General features: G+C 66.6%; 12 protein-coding genes. 6 read left to right on the forward strand and 6 right to left on the reverse strand.

Features of this window, described 5'->3' with window-relative positions; all coding sequences use genetic code 11:
- Nucleotides 1–80: 80 nt before the first annotated feature.
- Complete coding sequence (locus D7Y61_RS15865; RefSeq protein WP_106549891.1) at nucleotides 81–1,415, reverse strand: MFS transporter; 1,335 nt, start codon at nucleotides 1,413–1,415, stop codon at nucleotides 81–83.
- Nucleotides 1,416–1,638: 223 nt separating this feature from the next.
- On the opposite strand from D7Y61_RS15865, the gene yedA reads away from it, so the two are divergent.
- Entirely contained in the window at nucleotides 1,639–2,544 is a 906-nt protein-coding gene (gene yedA, locus D7Y61_RS15870; RefSeq protein WP_180867644.1) for a drug/metabolite exporter YedA, read from the forward strand.
- Complete coding sequence (gene rarD, locus D7Y61_RS15875) at nucleotides 2,541–3,434, forward strand: EamA family transporter RarD (protein WP_180867646.1); 894 nt, start codon at nucleotides 2,541–2,543, stop codon at nucleotides 3,432–3,434. Before yedA ends, rarD begins: the two co-directional genes overlap by 4 nt.
- 115 nt (nucleotides 3,435–3,549) lie before the next feature.
- On the opposite strand, the gene D7Y61_RS15880 is transcribed toward rarD, so the two are convergent.
- From D7Y61_RS15880 to D7Y61_RS15900, 5 genes are all read right to left on the reverse strand, one after another.
- Nucleotides 3,550–6,408: a TonB-dependent receptor plug domain-containing protein gene (locus tag D7Y61_RS15880; RefSeq protein ID WP_180867648.1), complete on the reverse strand. Its 2,859-nt coding sequence runs from the start codon at nucleotides 6,406–6,408 to the stop codon at nucleotides 3,550–3,552.
- A gap of 359 nt (nucleotides 6,409–6,767) precedes the next feature.
- Nucleotides 6,768–8,084 (reverse strand): ABC transporter permease, encoded by a 1,317-nt coding sequence (locus D7Y61_RS15885; RefSeq protein ID WP_180867650.1) that lies wholly within the window; start codon nucleotides 8,082–8,084, stop codon nucleotides 6,768–6,770.
- 12 nt (nucleotides 8,085–8,096) lie between these two features.
- Nucleotides 8,097–9,254, reverse strand: coding sequence for an ABC transporter permease (locus D7Y61_RS15890; RefSeq protein ID WP_180867652.1), 1,158 nt, complete (start codon nucleotides 9,252–9,254; stop codon nucleotides 8,097–8,099).
- Between the two features lie 14 nt (nucleotides 9,255–9,268).
- Nucleotides 9,269–9,958, reverse strand: coding sequence for an ABC transporter ATP-binding protein (locus tag D7Y61_RS15895; RefSeq protein ID WP_053516547.1), 690 nt, complete (start codon nucleotides 9,956–9,958; stop codon nucleotides 9,269–9,271).
- Nucleotides 9,959–10,060: 102 nt separating this feature from the next.
- Nucleotides 10,061–11,317, reverse strand: a complete 1,257-nt coding sequence (locus D7Y61_RS15900) for an efflux RND transporter periplasmic adaptor subunit (RefSeq protein WP_180867655.1) — start codon at nucleotides 11,315–11,317, stop codon at nucleotides 10,061–10,063.
- Between the two features lie 202 nt (nucleotides 11,318–11,519).
- On the opposite strand from D7Y61_RS15900, the gene D7Y61_RS15905 reads away from it, so the two are divergent.
- The 4 genes from D7Y61_RS15905 to D7Y61_RS15920 are packed head-to-tail and all read left to right on the forward strand — an operon-like array spanning nucleotide 11,520 to nucleotide 15,015.
- Nucleotides 11,520–12,416 (forward strand): ABC transporter ATP-binding protein, encoded by an 897-nt coding sequence (locus D7Y61_RS15905; RefSeq protein ID WP_180867656.1) that lies wholly within the window; start codon nucleotides 11,520–11,522, stop codon nucleotides 12,414–12,416.
- Nucleotides 12,413–13,195 (forward strand): ABC transporter permease, encoded by a 783-nt coding sequence (locus tag D7Y61_RS15910; RefSeq protein WP_180867658.1) that lies wholly within the window; start codon nucleotides 12,413–12,415, stop codon nucleotides 13,193–13,195. Before D7Y61_RS15905 ends, D7Y61_RS15910 begins: the two co-directional genes overlap by 4 nt.
- Before the next feature lie 6 nt (nucleotides 13,196–13,201).
- A complete protein-coding gene (locus D7Y61_RS15915; protein ID WP_180867660.1) occupies nucleotides 13,202–14,416 on the forward strand; it encodes a sensor histidine kinase in 1,215 nt (404 codons plus the stop codon).
- Nucleotides 14,413–15,015 (forward strand): response regulator transcription factor, encoded by a 603-nt coding sequence (locus D7Y61_RS15920; protein WP_025878350.1) that lies wholly within the window; start codon nucleotides 14,413–14,415, stop codon nucleotides 15,013–15,015. The genes D7Y61_RS15915 and D7Y61_RS15920 overlap by 4 nt, the downstream gene beginning before the upstream one ends.
- Nucleotides 15,016–15,090: the final 75 nt, after the last annotated feature.

Genomic DNA, 15,090 nt, shown 5'->3' on the forward strand with positions numbered 1-15,090 from the left:
GACAGTCGACTCTACCCCGCCGTCGTTACTGCACAGCGGCCACCGGCATTGCACCGGTGGCCGCGATCACTACAGCGCCCTTACTTGCGGGTGCCGTCGAGCCAGTTCGGGCCCTTGTTGGTCAGGAAGAAGATGTAGACCACCAGCGAGACCGCGATCGTCGCGGTGACGTAGATGGCGAACCAGTCCACATGGCCGGTCTTCAGTGCGCCCTGGTACAGCAGCGGGGCGGTGCCGCCGAACAGCGAATTGGCCAGCGCATAGCCCAGGCCCACGCCCAGTGCACGCACGTGGGTGGGGAACAGCTCGGCCTTCACCACTGCGTTGATCGAGGTGTAGCCGGTGAGGATGACGAAGGCCAGTGCCAGGGTCAGGAACGCCAGCGTGGCGTCATGCTGGTGCGGCAGCTGGGTGATCAGGTACCAGCTGTACAGCACGCCACCGACACCGAAGAACACCAGCAGGGTCTTGCGGCCGATGATGTCCGACAGCCAGCCGCCGACCGGCTGCAGCACCATCAGGAACGCCAGCACGCCCAGGTTGATCAGGGTGCCGGTCATCGGGTCGTTGCCCGCGAAGGCGCTCTGGATCATCTTCGGGCCGTTCACCGAGTAGGTGTAGAAGGCCACGGTGCCACCGGCGGTGATCAGGAAGCACAGCAGCAGCGGCCGCCACTGGTGTACGAACAGCTCGTACATCGAGCCTGACTTCTGGGCCTTGCCCTCGCGTGCGGCCTCGATCGACGACTCCGACAGCGATTCGTCCATGCCGCGGCGCAGCCAGAACACCACCACCGCGGCGATGCCACCGATGCCGAAGGCGATGCGCCAGCCCCATTCGGAGATTTCCGGCTTGCCCCAGAAGGTCAGCATCAGCAGCAGGGTCAGCTGGGCCAGCACATGGCCGCCGACCAGGGTGACGTAGTGGAAGGAGGACAGGAAGCCGCGACGGCCCGGAATGGCGGCCTCGGACATGTAGGTGGCGCTGGCGCCATACTCGCCACCGGTCGCGAAGCCCTGCAGCAGGCGCGCGAACAGCAGGATCACGGCGGCCCAGATACCGATGCTGGCGGCGGTGGGGGTGATTGCGATGAGGAACGAGCACAGCGCCATCAACGTGACCGAGACGGTCAGGGCCAGGCGGCGGCCGTGGCGGTCGGCGAAGCGGCCGAAGAACCAGGCTCCGATCGGGCGCATCAGGAACGTGGCGGCGAAGATCGCCCACACGTACATGGTGGAGTTCTTGTCGTCCGGCGAGAAGAACTGCGATTCGAAGTACACGGCGAATACCGAGTACACGTAGACGTCATACCACTCCACCAGGTTGCCGGCGGAGCCTTTGAGGGTGTTGGAGATCGACCGCCGCAGGGCGGCGCGGTCGTTCGCGGGTACGGCAGGTTGGGACGTGGTGCTCATCTGGGTGGGAATCCTCGATGCGGCGCGTCCGTGCGCAGGGAAAACGGCGCCCAGCCTTGGGGCGGCGCGGCCGGGCAGCCCTCTTGGTACTGCATGGGCCGTCAACACGGGGTAGCAGACCAGAGCAGGGTGCATGGATGGATGACAGCGTGCCACCGTATGGGGTCCCGGACCATACTCAAAACGTCCTAGAATCCGCCTTCCCCCGGCTCCCTGGTGTGTCATGTCGGCTCCCCCCTCTTCGTCTGCGGCTGCCCCCCGGGGTGGCCTTGTCGCGCTGGCATTGCTGCTGGTCTACGTGGTCTGGGGCTCGACCTACCTGGGCATCGCCAAGGCCCTGCACGGCGGCGCGCTGCCGCTGACGATGGTCTCCGGCAGCCGCTTCATCATTGCGGGCGGCCTGATGTTCCTGGCCTTGCGCCTGTTCTGGAAACTGCCGAACCCGACCCTGCGGCAATGGCGCAACCTGGTGGTGATGGGCGTGACCATGCTGGTGCTGGGCAACGGCATGGTGGTGCTGGCCGAGCGCGAGGTGTCTTCGGGCCTGGCCGCGACCGCGGTGGCCTCGGTGCCGCTGTGGATGGCGCTGTTCTCGGCGCTGCGCGGGCAGCATGCCAGCCGCGGTGAGTGGCTGGGCATCACCATCGGCTTCCTCGGCGTGGTCTGGCTCAATGCCGGCAGCAGCCTGACCGCCTCGCCAACCGGGCTGGTGCTGCTGCTGATCGCGCCGGTCGGCTGGGCCTTCGGTTCGGTGTGGTCACGCGGGCTGGACCTGCCGGGCCCATTCATGACGGCTGCCGGGCAGATGATCTGTGGCGGCGTGCTGCTGGTGCTGATCGGCCTGGCGGTCGGTGAGCGCCCCACCACGCTGCCCGATACCAGCGGCCTGCTGGCGATGGCTTACCTGTGCGTGTTCGGCTCCATCGTCGCGTTCACCGCCTATGTCTGGTTGCTGCAGAACGTGCGCCCCGCGCTGGCCGGCAGCTATGCGTACGTCAATCCGGTCATTGCGGTGCTGCTGGGTGCGCTGCTCAACAGTGAGCGTTTCGGCTGGCGCGACCTGCTGGCGATGGCGGTGATTCTTCTGGGCGTGGTGGTATTGACGATGGCAAGGACACGAAAGCAATGAGCATGGACGAGAAAGAGCAACGCCGGGGCCTGCTGGTCACTGCGTCCACCTTCGTGATCTGGGGCCTGGTGCCGGTGTACTGGCACCTGCTCAACGAGGTGCCCTCGTTCCAGATCATCGCCCACCGCATCATCTGGAGCACGGTGCTGGTGCTGGGCTGGCTGCTGCTCAGTTCGCGCCTGGGCTGGTGGCAGAAGATCGCCGCGCAACCGCGCGCACTGCCGATCCTGCTGGTATCGAGCCTGACCATCGCGTTCAACTGGGGACTGTACATCTGGGCGGTCAACGCTGGCCACGTCATCGAAACCAGCCTGGGCTATTTCATCAATCCGCTGGTGAACGTACTGCTGGGCGTGCTGGTGCTGAAGGAGCGGCTGCGCCGTCTGCAGTGGGTGGCGGTGGCGATGGCGGCGGTGGGCGTGGCCTGGTTGACCATCGACGCCGGCACGCCGCCGTGGATCGCGCTGGGCCTGGCCTGTTCGTTCGGCCTGTATGGCCTGCTGCGCAAGCTGGTCTCGGTCGATCCGGTGGCCGGCCTGGGCGTGGAGAGCCTGTACCTGTTCCTGCCAGCGCTGGCGTTCGCGATCTGGGCCGAGAACGGCCATGGCGGTGCCTTCCTGCATGGCTGGGGCTGGCGCAATGACCTGCTGCTGATCTTCGGCGGCGTGGTGACGGCCGTGCCGCTGATCGGCTTCGCCTACGGTGTGAAGCGCATTCCGCTGTCGCTGGTTGGCATCCTGCAGTACATCGCGCCGAGCCTGCAGCTGTTGCTGGGTGTGTTCTTCTTCCACGAGGCATTCGACACCGCGAAGGCGATCGGCTTCGCGGCGATCTGGGCCGGCCTGATCCTGTTCGTCGGCGACAATATCCGCACGATGCGCAAGCGCTGACGGCGAAGGGATCCGACCCCGCTTCTCCAAAAAAGAACGGCGCCCCGAGGGGCGCCGTTCTGCTTCCATCCAAGGCCAGGAGAGAGTTGGCCGGGGCGGGAACGCGGTTGCAGGCTTAGAAGCGCTGCTGGTACTTCATGTACATGAAACGACCGATGTCGAAGCCACCGTAGTAGGTGAAGCTGCTGTTCGGCTGGCTGTACATGATTGGACCCTGGTGATCGAAGACGTTGTTCACGCCCAGCGACACGGTGCCGTCCCACGGCAGGCTGTAACGCACCTGCAGGTCGTGGAAGGTGTTGGAGCCCACCTTGCGGCTCGGCTGCGCATCGGTGTACGGCGAGGCGAAGCCGGCCATGTTGCAGTCCGGGCCACCGGCCAGGTCATACGAGCAGGCTTCCTTCATGCCCGAGTAGTAGCGGGCGGTCCAGCCGATGCCCAAATCGCCGTACTGCCAATCCAGGTTGAAGGTCGAACGCACGCGGAAGTTGCCCTGCCAGCCGGTCTTCTGCTCCACCGGCGTGGTGGCGGCGCTGTCGTTGCGCTGCTCCAGATAGTCGGTGTAGGTGGTGTTCCAGTTGATGGCGAACTTGCCGTACGCGGTTTCCGGCAGGCGGTAACGCACACCGATGTCATAGCCGGCGGTTTCGCGATAGCCAGCGTTGACCAGCGAACGATCCAGTGCCGAGACCTGGCCACGGGTGGCCGCAGCGGTGGAACGGGTGAAGCGACCGCAGGCCGAATCCACACCCTGCACGTAGCACTGGTTGAGGATGTCGGTGGCCGACTCGCCGACGATGGCGTTGTTGATGCGGATCTTCCACCAGTCCAGGCTGACGTCCAGGCCCTGCACGAATTCCGGGCTGTAGACCAGGCCGACGGTCCAGGTCTTGGCGGTTTCCGGCTTCAGTTCCGGGTTGGAACCCGAGTTGAAATCGGAGGTGGCCTGCTGGCCCGGGCGGTTGGCAAGGTTGCCGTCCGCACCGGTCTGCTGACGGAAGTTGGCGGGCACATTCAGCGCCTTGCAGCGTGCTGCCACGGTCGGGCTGCTGGCCGCGATGCCGAACTTCGTATCGCACGGATCGGTGAACGAATCGCGGCTGGACACGGCGCCGCCGTAGAGATCGTCCACGGTGGGTGCACGGAAGCCGGTACCGTAGGTCGCGCGCACCAGCAGGCTGTCGATCGGCTTCCACTTCAGGCCGAACTTGCTGTTGGTGGTCGAACCGAAGGTGTTGTAGTCGGTGTAACGGCCGGCCAGGTCCAGCGACAGTTCACGCGCGAATGGCATGTCGGCCAGCAGCGGCACCTGCATTTCCAGGTAGACCTCGTTGAGCGAGTAATCGCCACGGGTCGGCTGGCCGGTGGTGCCGGCGATCTGGCCCTTCTGCACCATCAGGTCCGGGGTGTAGCTGGCCTCTTCGCTGCGGTGCTCGAAGCCCATCGCACCCATGATGTCACCGGCCGGCAGGGTGAACAGCGAGCCGGAGATGTTGGCGCTGGCGACCTTGGTGGTGCTCTCCATCTTGTCGACGAAGCGGGTGAACAGGTAGTCCTGCACGTCCTGGTTGCTCAGCGAGCCAGGGCCCGCATAGCCCATGGGTGCGGCCGGGTTCCACGGCACGCAGCCGGCGATCACCGCACCCGGGGTGCCGCATCGGGCCACGGTGCCATCCATGAAGGACGGGCCGACCGCCAGGTCGACGTGCGGCTGGTACATGCTGCCGGTACCGATGCGCTCGCCTTCATTGCGGTTGTACATGTAGCTGACGTTCCAGTCCCAGTAACGCGAACCGGTTTCGAAGCTGCCTTCCAGGCCGATGCTGGCGCGCTTGGTGTCCAGGTTGTTCTCGGTGCTGCGCGGCAGTTCTTCAGTGCGGTGCGAGAACAGGACGTCCTGGCCCCACTTGTTGAAGGTGCTGTCCTTGGACAGGGCAGCACGGGTGCCATTGCGGGCCTGTGCGGCCGATACCGAGTACGGGTAGCCGGCCAGGTGCTTGGTCGACTCGCGCTTGCTGTACAGCGCGTCGGCCACGATGCGCAGGTTGTCGGTGATCGAGAAACCACCGTTGGCGAACACCGAGGTGCGCTCCAGACCACTCAGCAGGCTCATGTTGGTCTTGGCGTTGGCACCATCAGCCGGGTCCGGGGTATGGAAGTTGCCAGCCTGGCTCGGATCACCGCCCGGGCCCACGGTCAGCGGCTTGCCGCCGACGGTGACGGTGCCCCATTGGGTGGTCGGGCTCAGCGCGTCGACGTCGTCGGCGTGGCGCGGGCCACCCGGGTAACGGCTGAACTCGCGCTCGCTGCCGAGGATCTCGTCTTCCTTGGTGCGCTCTGCGCCGACGCTGAACCAGCCGCGATCGAAGGTCTTGCCGAAGGTGGCGCTGTAGGAGCGCTTCTGGCCGTCGCCTTCACCGTACTGGCCGACGTAGACGCTGGCTTCGCCACCGTCGAAGTTCTTGCGGGTGATGATGTTGACCACACCGGCGATGGCGTCCGAGCCGTACAGCGCGGATGCACCGTCGGTCAGCACTTCAACGCGCTCGACAATCGCCGAGGGAATCGAAGCCAGGTCGGAGTAGCCACCGGCGCTGACACCCATGCGGCGGCCGTCGATCAGCACCAGACTGCGTTCCGGGCCGAGGTTGCGCAGGCTGACGTAGGTGCCGCCGAAGTCGCGCGAAGAACTCAGCGACGACGAGCGGCTCAGGCTCGGAGCACCGGCGGCGGTGACGTCCTGCAGGATGTCGGCGACGTTGATGTAGCCCTTCTTCTCGATCTCGGCGCGGCTGAGCGCGACCACCGGCTGTGCGGTTTCGACACTGGCCTGGCGGATGCGCGAGCCGGTGATTTCGATGCGGTCGAGGTTGGTCGGGGTATCGCCGGCGCTCTGTGCGAAGGCGGGGGTGGTGCAGCTGGCGGCCAGCGCGATGACGATCGCGTTGCGCAGCGGATTGGTTCTCAGGGACATCCGTGAAATCTCGTGTTTCAGAAAAAACAGGCGCCCGTTCTGTGGGCGCGTGGGGTGCTGCAAACCAACGTGGGGGCGCGATTCTAGAATGTTTCCATTCGTAACTGTTTGTCGCCATGCTGCTGAATGAGCGCGAACATGAATCGCAACCAACAATCCACAGATGCGATGTGCGCGACGTCACGCGCGTTGCGTTTGCGTTGGGCAGAGGCATCGATAGCGGCGGATTTCCGGCGATCTGTAGCAGCGCGTGTGCGCAGGCATCCATCCACGCCATGCGTGGATGGCGTGCAAAAGAAAAGGGACGGAGCCTTCGCTCCGTCCCCCTGCATAACGTCCATTCAATCCGTGCGTGATGCTCAGGTTTCGCGCAACGCCGTGGTGATCGGCAAACGGGCCGCGCGCAGCGCCGGGAACAGGCCGCCGACCAGGCCGATGCCCAGTGCCCATTTCAAGCCGGTCCACAGCAGTTCCGGCGACACATGGAACTTGAACACCACCGCGCTGAAGTTGCTGCCGATGGTGGACACGCTGTAGCCGTTGAACAGCAGCCACGCCACCGCGCAGCCGAGCAGGCCGCCGAGTAGTGCCAGCAGCATCGTCTCGAGCATCACCGCGGTCACCACCGGCAGGCCGCGGAAACCGATCGCGCGCATGGTGGCGATCTCACGTGCCCGCGTGGCCACCGCCGCATACATGGTGTTGAGTGCGCCGAACACCGCGCCCACCGCCATGATCGTGCCGATCACCTTGCCAAGGATGTCGATCAGCTTGGTCAGGCCACCGCCCTGCTTGCTGTAGTAGACGCGGGTGGTTTCCACGTCCAGCTTCAGGCGCGGGTCGGCGGCGACAGCAGCCTTGAACTGCTCGAAGCCGGCCTTGCCGTCGGTGCGCACGCTGATCGACTGCCAGGCACTGCGCTGATAGGTGGTGGCCAGCGTGTCGGCGTCGGTCCACAGTTCCGAATCATGCGCATCGCCGGTGGCAAAGATGCCCACGACCGTCCAGGTCTGGTTGCCCAGGGTGAGCGTTTTGCCGACATCCATATCGCGGAACTGGCTTCTGGCACCCTGGCCGACCACGATCTCGCGCAGCCCGGCGGCGAACTTTCGGCCTTCGACGATCTTGACCTTGTCATGCACGGCCCACGCCTGCGGGCCGACGCCGCGGAACTGCGCGTTGACGTCGGTGCCATCGGCCTTGGATACCAGATTGACCACCTGCGAGAGTTCCGGCGACAGCAGCGGTCGACCCTGCGCATCGCGGGTGATGCCGGGCAGAGTGGACAGCGTAGGCACCTGCTCGCGGGTGATGACCGAGTTGGTCTCGGCCTGCGAGCCGCCGCGCAGCACGATGGCGGTGGTGTCATCGCCGGTGTTGTTGAGCGTCGCCTGGAAGCCTTCGCCCATCGCCAGCATCGCCACCAGCACGCCGACCACGCCGGCGATGCCGACCACGATCACCGAGGAGGCGCCCCAGCGCTGCGGCAGGCTGGCCACACCGATGCGGGTAGCGGCCAGCGCCAGCCGCCCGCCCCGGGTCAGCAGCAGCCACAGCGCTACCAGCACGGCCACGGCCAGCACGCCGATCCAGGGAAGGCTGATCCACAGCACCAGGCCGATCACCAGCAGCAGCACGGTCAACGCGTTGCCGGCCCACTTCTTGAACTTGTTCATCTGCAGTTCTCCTCAGCGGCCGGCCAGTGCGTCGACGATCTTCAGGCGCTTGGCACGCAGCGCCGGCAGCAGGCCGACGATGATGCCGATCACCGCGATCAGGCCCAGCCCCATCAGCCAGGTCGGGGTCGGCACGTGTGGTGGCAGCATGCCCATGCTCTTCGGGCTGATCGCCGGCAGGATCAGTGCGGCCAGGCCCATGCCGATCAGGCCACCCAGGCCGATCAGCAGCACCGACTCCACCATCACCAGGGTCAGCACGGTGCTGTCCTTGAAACCGAGCGTCTTCAGCGTGGCCAGCTCTGGAACCCGCTCGCGCACGGCCTGCGCCATGGTGTTGCCGGTCAACAGCAGCAGGGTGAAGAACACTGCGCCCATGATCGAGGTGACGATCATGCCGATGTCCGCGAACTGCTTGACGAAGGCCTGCTGGAACGCCGATTCGGTCTGGGTCTTGGTCTCGTGGTCGGAGTTGGCCGAGATCGCGTCGATCGCCTGTGCCACCCGCGACGACTGGTCCGGATTGTCCAGCGTCACCGTGTACCAGCTCACCTGGTTCTTGATGTAGTCGTTGGATTCATCGAAGTATTTCCAGTTCATCATCAACTGGCGTTCTTCGTTGGCGGCCAGCGCACGGTCCTTTGAACGGTAGATGCCCTTCAGCTCCAGCGGCCAGTCGTTGCTGCCGCCGCGCGGGAAGATCGTTGCCTGCAGCGGGATGGTGTCGCCGATCTTCCAGCCGAACTGCTTGGCCAGGGTTTCGCCGACGATGGCGCCGGTGCGGGTCTGCTTCCAGTCTTCCAGCTGCGCCGGATCGATCTGCAGTTCGCGGTAGACGTCGAAGTAATTGGGCGAGACCGAGAAGTTCGGGAAGAAGTTCTTCGGGTCCTGATAGATGCCACCGAACCACATGCCGTAGGCCACGTCGCGCACGCCGGCCACCTGGCGGATCTGGGTTTCCAGGCGGATCGGCAGCGACTGGGTGATCGACAGCCGCGAGGCCACCACCAGGCGATTGGCGCCTTCCACGCTGCCACCGGAGGCGAACGCCACCCGCACCGAATCGAGCATGCCAAACAGCAGGAACGCGGCCACCACCGACAGCAGGGTCAGCAGAGTGCGGGTGCGGCTGCGGAACAGCTGCGCCCACACCAACGAGAAATATTTCATCGCCGTGCCCTCCGTCAGTGAGCCAGCGGCGCGTCGGCCAGCTCGCCCTTGTCCAGGTGCACCGTGTGGGTGGCGTACTCGGCCGCCTTCGGGTCATGGGTGACCATGATGATGGTCTTGCCGTGTTCGCGGTTGAGCTGCTGCAGCAGGCCCAGGATCTCTTCGGCGGACTGGCGGTCGAGGTCGCCGGTGGGTTCGTCGCAGATCAGGAAGGTGGGGTCCGAGACGATCGCGCGGGCAATCGCCACGCGCTGCTGCTGGCCGCCGGAAAGCTCATTCGGACGGTGGTTGCGGCGGTCCGCCAGGCCGACCAGGGTCAGTGCGATCTCTGCATTGCGGCGGCGCTGCGCGGCATTGAGGTGGGTCAGCAGCAGCGGCAGCTCCACGTTCTTCTGCGCGGTCAGCATCGGCATCAGGTTGTAGAACTGGAACACGAAGCCGACGTGGTGGCTGCGCCAGGTCGACAGCTGGCCGCCGCTCATCTGGTCGATGCGCTCGCCTTCGATGCTGATCTCGCCGCCACTGGGATTGTCCAGGCCGCCGATCAGGTTGAGCAGGGTGGTCTTGCCCGAACCGGACGGGCCCATCAGCGCGACGAAGTCGCCGCGGGCGATGTCCAGGTCGATGCCGTGCAGAACCTGCACTTTCTCGGGGCCACGCTGGTAGGTCTTGGTGATGTTGCGCAGTGAAACCAGGGTCGACATGGGTGGTTCTCCACGGAAGGCGGGAAACGGGGCAATGCGCCCGCGGCGGCCGCGGGCGTGCGTCGAGCGGTGCTGCCGGCGGCGCCCGCGGGCGCCAGGCCGTTACTGCGCTTGTTTCTGTTGCACCTTGGCGCCATCGCGCAGGGTCTCCGGCGGGTTCACCACCACCGATTCACCCGCGCTCACGCCCTTGAGGATCTGGCGGTCCTTGCCCATCGCCTGGCCGGCCTCGACCGTGCGCTGCTGCACGCGGTTCTCGTCACCCAGCACAAAGGCCACCGAAGCGCCCTCGCGCTGGACCACGGCGCCACCGGGCACGCGCACACCCTGCGGCTTGGTGGCGGCCTGCGGCTGGGCCTGTTCCAGGAAACTGACCCGCACGCCCATCTCCGGCACGATGCGCGGGTCTTTCACCTTCAGCGCCACGCGCACCTTCACCGTGGCCTTGCCGCGGTCGGCGGTGGGAATGATGGCGATCACCTCGCCGGGAATCTTCCAGTCCGGATAGGCGTTGAGCGTGGCTTCCACCGGCATCTTCGGCTGCACGCGGCCGATGAAGGCCTCGCCAACCTCGACTTCGATCTCCAGCGAGTCCATGTCGACGATGGTGCCGATGCCGGTACGGGTGAAGCCACCACCGGCCGACAGCGGCGAAACGATTTCGCCGGGCTGCGCCGCCTTGGCGGTGACCACACCGGAGAAGGGCGCGCGCACGATGTTGTTGTCCACACCCAGATCGGCAATCGCCAACTGGTCGTTGGCCACCTTCACGTTGCGCTGGGCCGTTTCCAGCTGTGCACGCAGGCTGTCGCGCTGGGCCACGGCCTGGTCGTACTGCGAACGCGAGACCAGCTGCTGGCCCACCAGGGCCTGCAGGCGGCTGGCTTCGGCGGCGGCCTGGCGCTGCTGCGCCTCAAGCCCGGCCACCTGCGCACGTGCCGCGTGCACCTGCGATGCCGACAGGCTGCGCTGCGCATCGGCATCGATCGGGTCCAGCGTGGCCATCACCTGGCCGGCCTCGACCCGCATGCCCTCCTCGATCATCACCTCACGCACCTTGCCGGTGATCTTGGCCGACACCGTGGCCATGCGGCGGGCGACCACGTAGCCACTGGCGTCGAGCACCGAACTGCTGGCACTGCCCTGCTGGATGGCCACTGCAGGTGCGGTTTCCACCTCCACGGCCGGGGTGCGGCCGAACAGCGCGAAGGCGCCGGCGGCCAGCAGCACGGCAATCACGACAACCGCGATCCACAGCCAGTGGCGGCCAGCGCCACTGCCACCCCCACCACCGGAGGAAGAGGGTGGCGACTTGCGTTCGATACGGAGTTCCTTCAACAGCTCGGCAGAAGCGTTCATTCGTTCCATCACAGGCGTTCGGGCGGGTGTGACCGGAAGGGCGGACGGCGGCGGTTCCGGCGGTGGAGCGTGCGGCACAGCATGCAGGCAGGCACAGCGATGACGGCAGTGACAGCTGTCATCCGATGTCACTGACGGCGGCAACTGCGAAATGTGACCATGGCGGTACAGGATGGCAACGTCCCCGCTACCGGTACCGCCCATGGATCCGATCGCCCCGTCGCTGGCCCGCCTGCAGCAGGTGCAGGTCCGCTACCGCGACCATACCGCCCTGCACGGCATCGACCTGCAGGTCCGCGCTGGCCAGGTACTGGCATTGCTGGGCCGCAACGGTGCCGGCAAGAGTACCGCGATCAGCGTGCTGTTGGGCCTGCGCCGCGCCGATGGCGGCCAGGTCGAGCTGCTCGGCGGCGACCCGCAGCAGCGCGCCAGCCGCCTCGGCCTGGGCGTGATGCTGCAGAGCACCAGCCTGCCACCCATGCTGCAGGTGGATGAACTGGTGGCGCAGGCCAGCGCCTGCTATCCCGACCCGATGCCGTTGCCCGAGGTGCTGCAGCGTGCTGGACTGCAGGCGTTGGCGCGTCGTCGCTACGGCCAGCTGTCCGGCGGCCAGCAGCGTGCCGTGCAGTTCGCCATCGCAGTGTGTGGCCGCCCGCGCGTACTGTTCCTGGACGAACCCACCACCGGCCTGGACATCCAGGCGCGGCAGACGATGTGGCAGGCAATCCGGCAACTGGTGGTCGAAGGCTGCGGTGTGCTGCTCACCACCCATTACCTGGAGGAGGCCGAAGCGCTGGCACAGCAGGTGGTGGTGCTGGAGCAGGGCCGGGTGCTGGCCGATGCACCGCTGGCGGCATTGCGCCTGGCCGACCGGCCGCGCCGCATCCGTTGCCGTAGTGGGTTGCCCATTGAGGACGTGCAGCAGTGGCCGGGCGTGCAGCAGGTGCAGCGCGACGGCGAGCACCTGCAGCTGCTGGCCAGCCCGGCCGAGCCGGTGGTGGCGCGCCTGCTGGCGGCCGATGCGCAGCTGCGTGAACTGGAAGTACAGGGCGCGGCGCTGGCCGACGCCTTCCTCGACCTGACCCGGGAGGCCGCATGAGTACCCTGAATCCGACCGCCGCCGCTGCGCGTCCGGTATCGACCTGGCGCCGCGCGCTGCGCCCGTACCGTGCCGAACTGCAGGCCGAGCTGCGCCGCGCCTGGCGTACGCCTGCCTTCGCCGTACCCTCGCTGCTGTTCCCGGTGCTGTTCTATCTGTTGTTCGGCGTGTTGTTGGGCCGCGGCCATGCGCCGCTGTACCTGCTGGCCACCTACTGCGTGTTCGGTGCGATGGCGCCGGCCCTGTTCGGCTTCGGCGTGCAGCTGGCGCTGGACCGCGAGGGCGGCCTGCTCACGCTCAAGCGGGCACTGCCGATGCCGGCGGCGGCACCCCTGCTCGCACGGCTGGCGATGGCGGTGATGTTCGCGCTGCTGGTGGCGGCGGTGTTGATCGGCGTGGCACGTGTATTCGGTGGTGTGCAGCTGTCGGCGGTGCAGATGCTGCAACTGCTGGCAGTAGCGGGGCTGGCTGCGTTGCCGCTGGGCGCGATCGGTCTGCTGATCGGCAGCCATGTCAGTGCCAGCGCCGCACCGGCGATGGTCAACCTGGTCTACCTGCCGCTGGCCCTGCTGTCTGGCCTGTGGCTGCCGCTGTCGGCGCTGCCCAAGCTGTTTTCGATGATGGCACCGCTGTGGCCCACCTGGCACCTGGCGCAGCTGGCGTTGCCGGTGGTGGGGCTGCCGTCGGTGGGCAGCGTCGCCGGCCATCTGCTGGTGCTGCTGGCGGTCACCGTTGTGGCGTTGCTGCTGGCACGGCGCCGCCTGCGCCGGATCGGCTGAACTGGCATGATCGGCAGCGATCGTCCCCGCCTGGATCCTCCCGTGCCGCCGAGCTGGCTTGCCTCCCTGCTGCGTCCCGCGCCGGATTCGGCCGTGGCCGAACTGCTGCGGCGTGGAAAATCGCCCTGGAGTGGCGCGATCCACCTGCTGTGGTCGGTGTGGATCTTCCTCACGCCGGTGCTGGGCAATGGCTTCACGCTGCGTTGGTTGCTGCTGACCCTGATCAGCTATCCGCTGTTCCTGCTGTTCTACGCGAAGGTGATGCTGGCACCTCGTCACCATGCGTGGCGTTACGCACTGGGCATGATCGTGATGGCCCTGGTGCTGCTGCCCTGGTATCCGTCGGGACTGAGCTATTTCGTATTCGGCTGCGTGATGATCCGCATGAGCGGCCGGGGCGGCTGGTGGTTGTACCTGTTGCAGCTGACCGTGTTGAACCTGCTGTTCTGCGGTACCGCGCTGTACTTCGGTTATCCGTGGCAGGCCATGGTGTGGATGCCGGCAGTGTCGTTCATTGTCGGCCTGGTGGTGAACGTGGAGGCCTTGAGCCAGCAGCGGGACGTTGCCCTGCAGCTGTCCCAGGATGAGGTGCGGCGCCTGGCGACCACCGCCGAGCGTGAACGCATCGGCCGCGACCTGCACGATCTGCTGGGCCACACCCTGTCGTTGATCACGCTGAAGCTGGAATTGGCGCGCAAACTGCACGACCGCGGAGATGCGCGCGCGCGGCAGGAGATCGGCGAAGCCGAGGACATTGCACGGGAGGCGCTGGCGCAGGTGCGCAGCGCGGTGACCGGCATCCGCGCCAGCGACCTGGCCGGCGAGCTGGCATCGGCGCGCCTGTTGCTGGAGTGCCAACAGGTGCACCTGCAGTACACGCCGGCGCCGCCCATGCCAGTTGAAGTGGAACGCGGACTGGCGCTGGTGCTGCGCGAAGCGGCAACCAACATCGTGCGCCATGCACAGGCGACCCGCGTGCAGGTGGATTTCATGCTTGATGAGCGACAGTTGTCGATGCAGATACGCGATGACGGCCGCGGTGGCGTGCAGGCCGAAGGCAATGGCCTGTGTGGCATGCGTGAGCGTGCAGCGGCGCTGGGTGGCCAGTTGACGCTGCAGTCCCCCCGAGGCGAAGGCACGGTGCTGACCGTGCGCGTGCCATTGCCCGCGGCGACCACGCCGCTGTCACCAGCGTCATTGGCGCAGGAGGGCGCTGCATGATCCGCATCCTGCTGGCCGAAGACCAGGCGATGGTGCGCGGTGCGTTGTCGGCGCTGCTGGGCCTGGAGCCGGATATCGAGGTGCTGGGCAGCGCCGCCGACGGTGAAGCCGCGTGGCGCATGCTGCAGCAGCTGCAACCGGACATCCTGGTGACCGACATCGAGATGCCGGGCCTGTCGGGGCTGGAACTGGCACAGCGCATCGCGCGCCATGAGTTGCCGATCAAGGTGGTGATCGTGACCACCTTCGCCCGCGCCGGTTTCCTGCGCCGTGCGCTGGAAGCGGGCGTGCTGGGTTACCTGTTGAAGGATGCGCCGGCGGAGAATCTGGCTGAGGCCCTGCGCAAGGTAAAGCAGGGCATCCGCGCGATCGACCCGCAGCTGGCGCTGGACGCCTGGTCGCAGGCCGACCCGCTGACCGACCGTGAGCGCCGCGTGTTGCGGCTGGCGGGCGAGGGTCGTACCGCCAGCGAGATCGCCGAACAGCTGGGGTTGTCGCACGGCACGGTGCGCAATTACCTGTCCGAGTGCATCGGCAAGCTGGGTGTGGCCAACCGGATCGAGGCGTACCGGCTGGCGCGGCAGAAGGGGTGGTTGTAGGGGCGCCTTGCGTTTCCCGGTGATGTCATTTCCGCGACCGCGGAGGGGTGTCACTTTCTTTGCTCGTGCAAAGAA

The sequence above is a fragment of the Stenotrophomonas maltophilia genome (assembly GCF_013464485.1).
GTDB classification, from domain to species: domain Bacteria; phylum Pseudomonadota; class Gammaproteobacteria; order Xanthomonadales; family Xanthomonadaceae; genus Stenotrophomonas; species Stenotrophomonas maltophilia_AW.

What these genes read in the sequence shown, in the direction of transcription:
- D7Y61_RS15865 (WP_106549891.1), bottom strand. Translation starts at nt 1,415, where the DNA reads ATGAGCACCACGTCCCAACCTGCCGTACCCGCGAACGACCGCGCCGCC.
- yedA (WP_180867644.1), top strand. Translation starts at nt 1,639, where the DNA reads ATGTCGGCTCCCCCCTCTTCGTCTGCGGCTGCCCCCCGGGGTGGCCTT.
- rarD (WP_180867646.1), top strand. Translation starts at nt 2,541, where the DNA reads ATGAGCATGGACGAGAAAGAGCAACGCCGGGGCCTGCTGGTCACTGCG.
- D7Y61_RS15880 (WP_180867648.1), bottom strand. Translation starts at nt 6,408, where the DNA reads ATGTCCCTGAGAACCAATCCGCTGCGCAACGCGATCGTCATCGCGCTG.
- D7Y61_RS15885 (WP_180867650.1), bottom strand. Translation starts at nt 8,084, where the DNA reads ATGAACAAGTTCAAGAAGTGGGCCGGCAACGCGTTGACCGTGCTGCTG.
- D7Y61_RS15890 (WP_180867652.1), bottom strand. Translation starts at nt 9,254, where the DNA reads ATGAAATATTTCTCGTTGGTGTGGGCGCAGCTGTTCCGCAGCCGCACC.
- D7Y61_RS15895 (WP_053516547.1), bottom strand. Translation starts at nt 9,958, where the DNA reads ATGTCGACCCTGGTTTCACTGCGCAACATCACCAAGACCTACCAGCGT.
- D7Y61_RS15900 (WP_180867655.1), bottom strand. Translation starts at nt 11,317, where the DNA reads ATGAACGCTTCTGCCGAGCTGTTGAAGGAACTCCGTATCGAACGCAAG.
- D7Y61_RS15905 (WP_180867656.1), top strand. Translation starts at nt 11,520, where the DNA reads ATGGATCCGATCGCCCCGTCGCTGGCCCGCCTGCAGCAGGTGCAGGTC.
- D7Y61_RS15910 (WP_180867658.1), top strand. Translation starts at nt 12,413, where the DNA reads ATGAGTACCCTGAATCCGACCGCCGCCGCTGCGCGTCCGGTATCGACC.
- D7Y61_RS15915 (WP_180867660.1), top strand. Translation starts at nt 13,202, where the DNA reads ATGATCGGCAGCGATCGTCCCCGCCTGGATCCTCCCGTGCCGCCGAGC.
- D7Y61_RS15920 (WP_025878350.1), top strand. Translation starts at nt 14,413, where the DNA reads ATGATCCGCATCCTGCTGGCCGAAGACCAGGCGATGGTGCGCGGTGCG.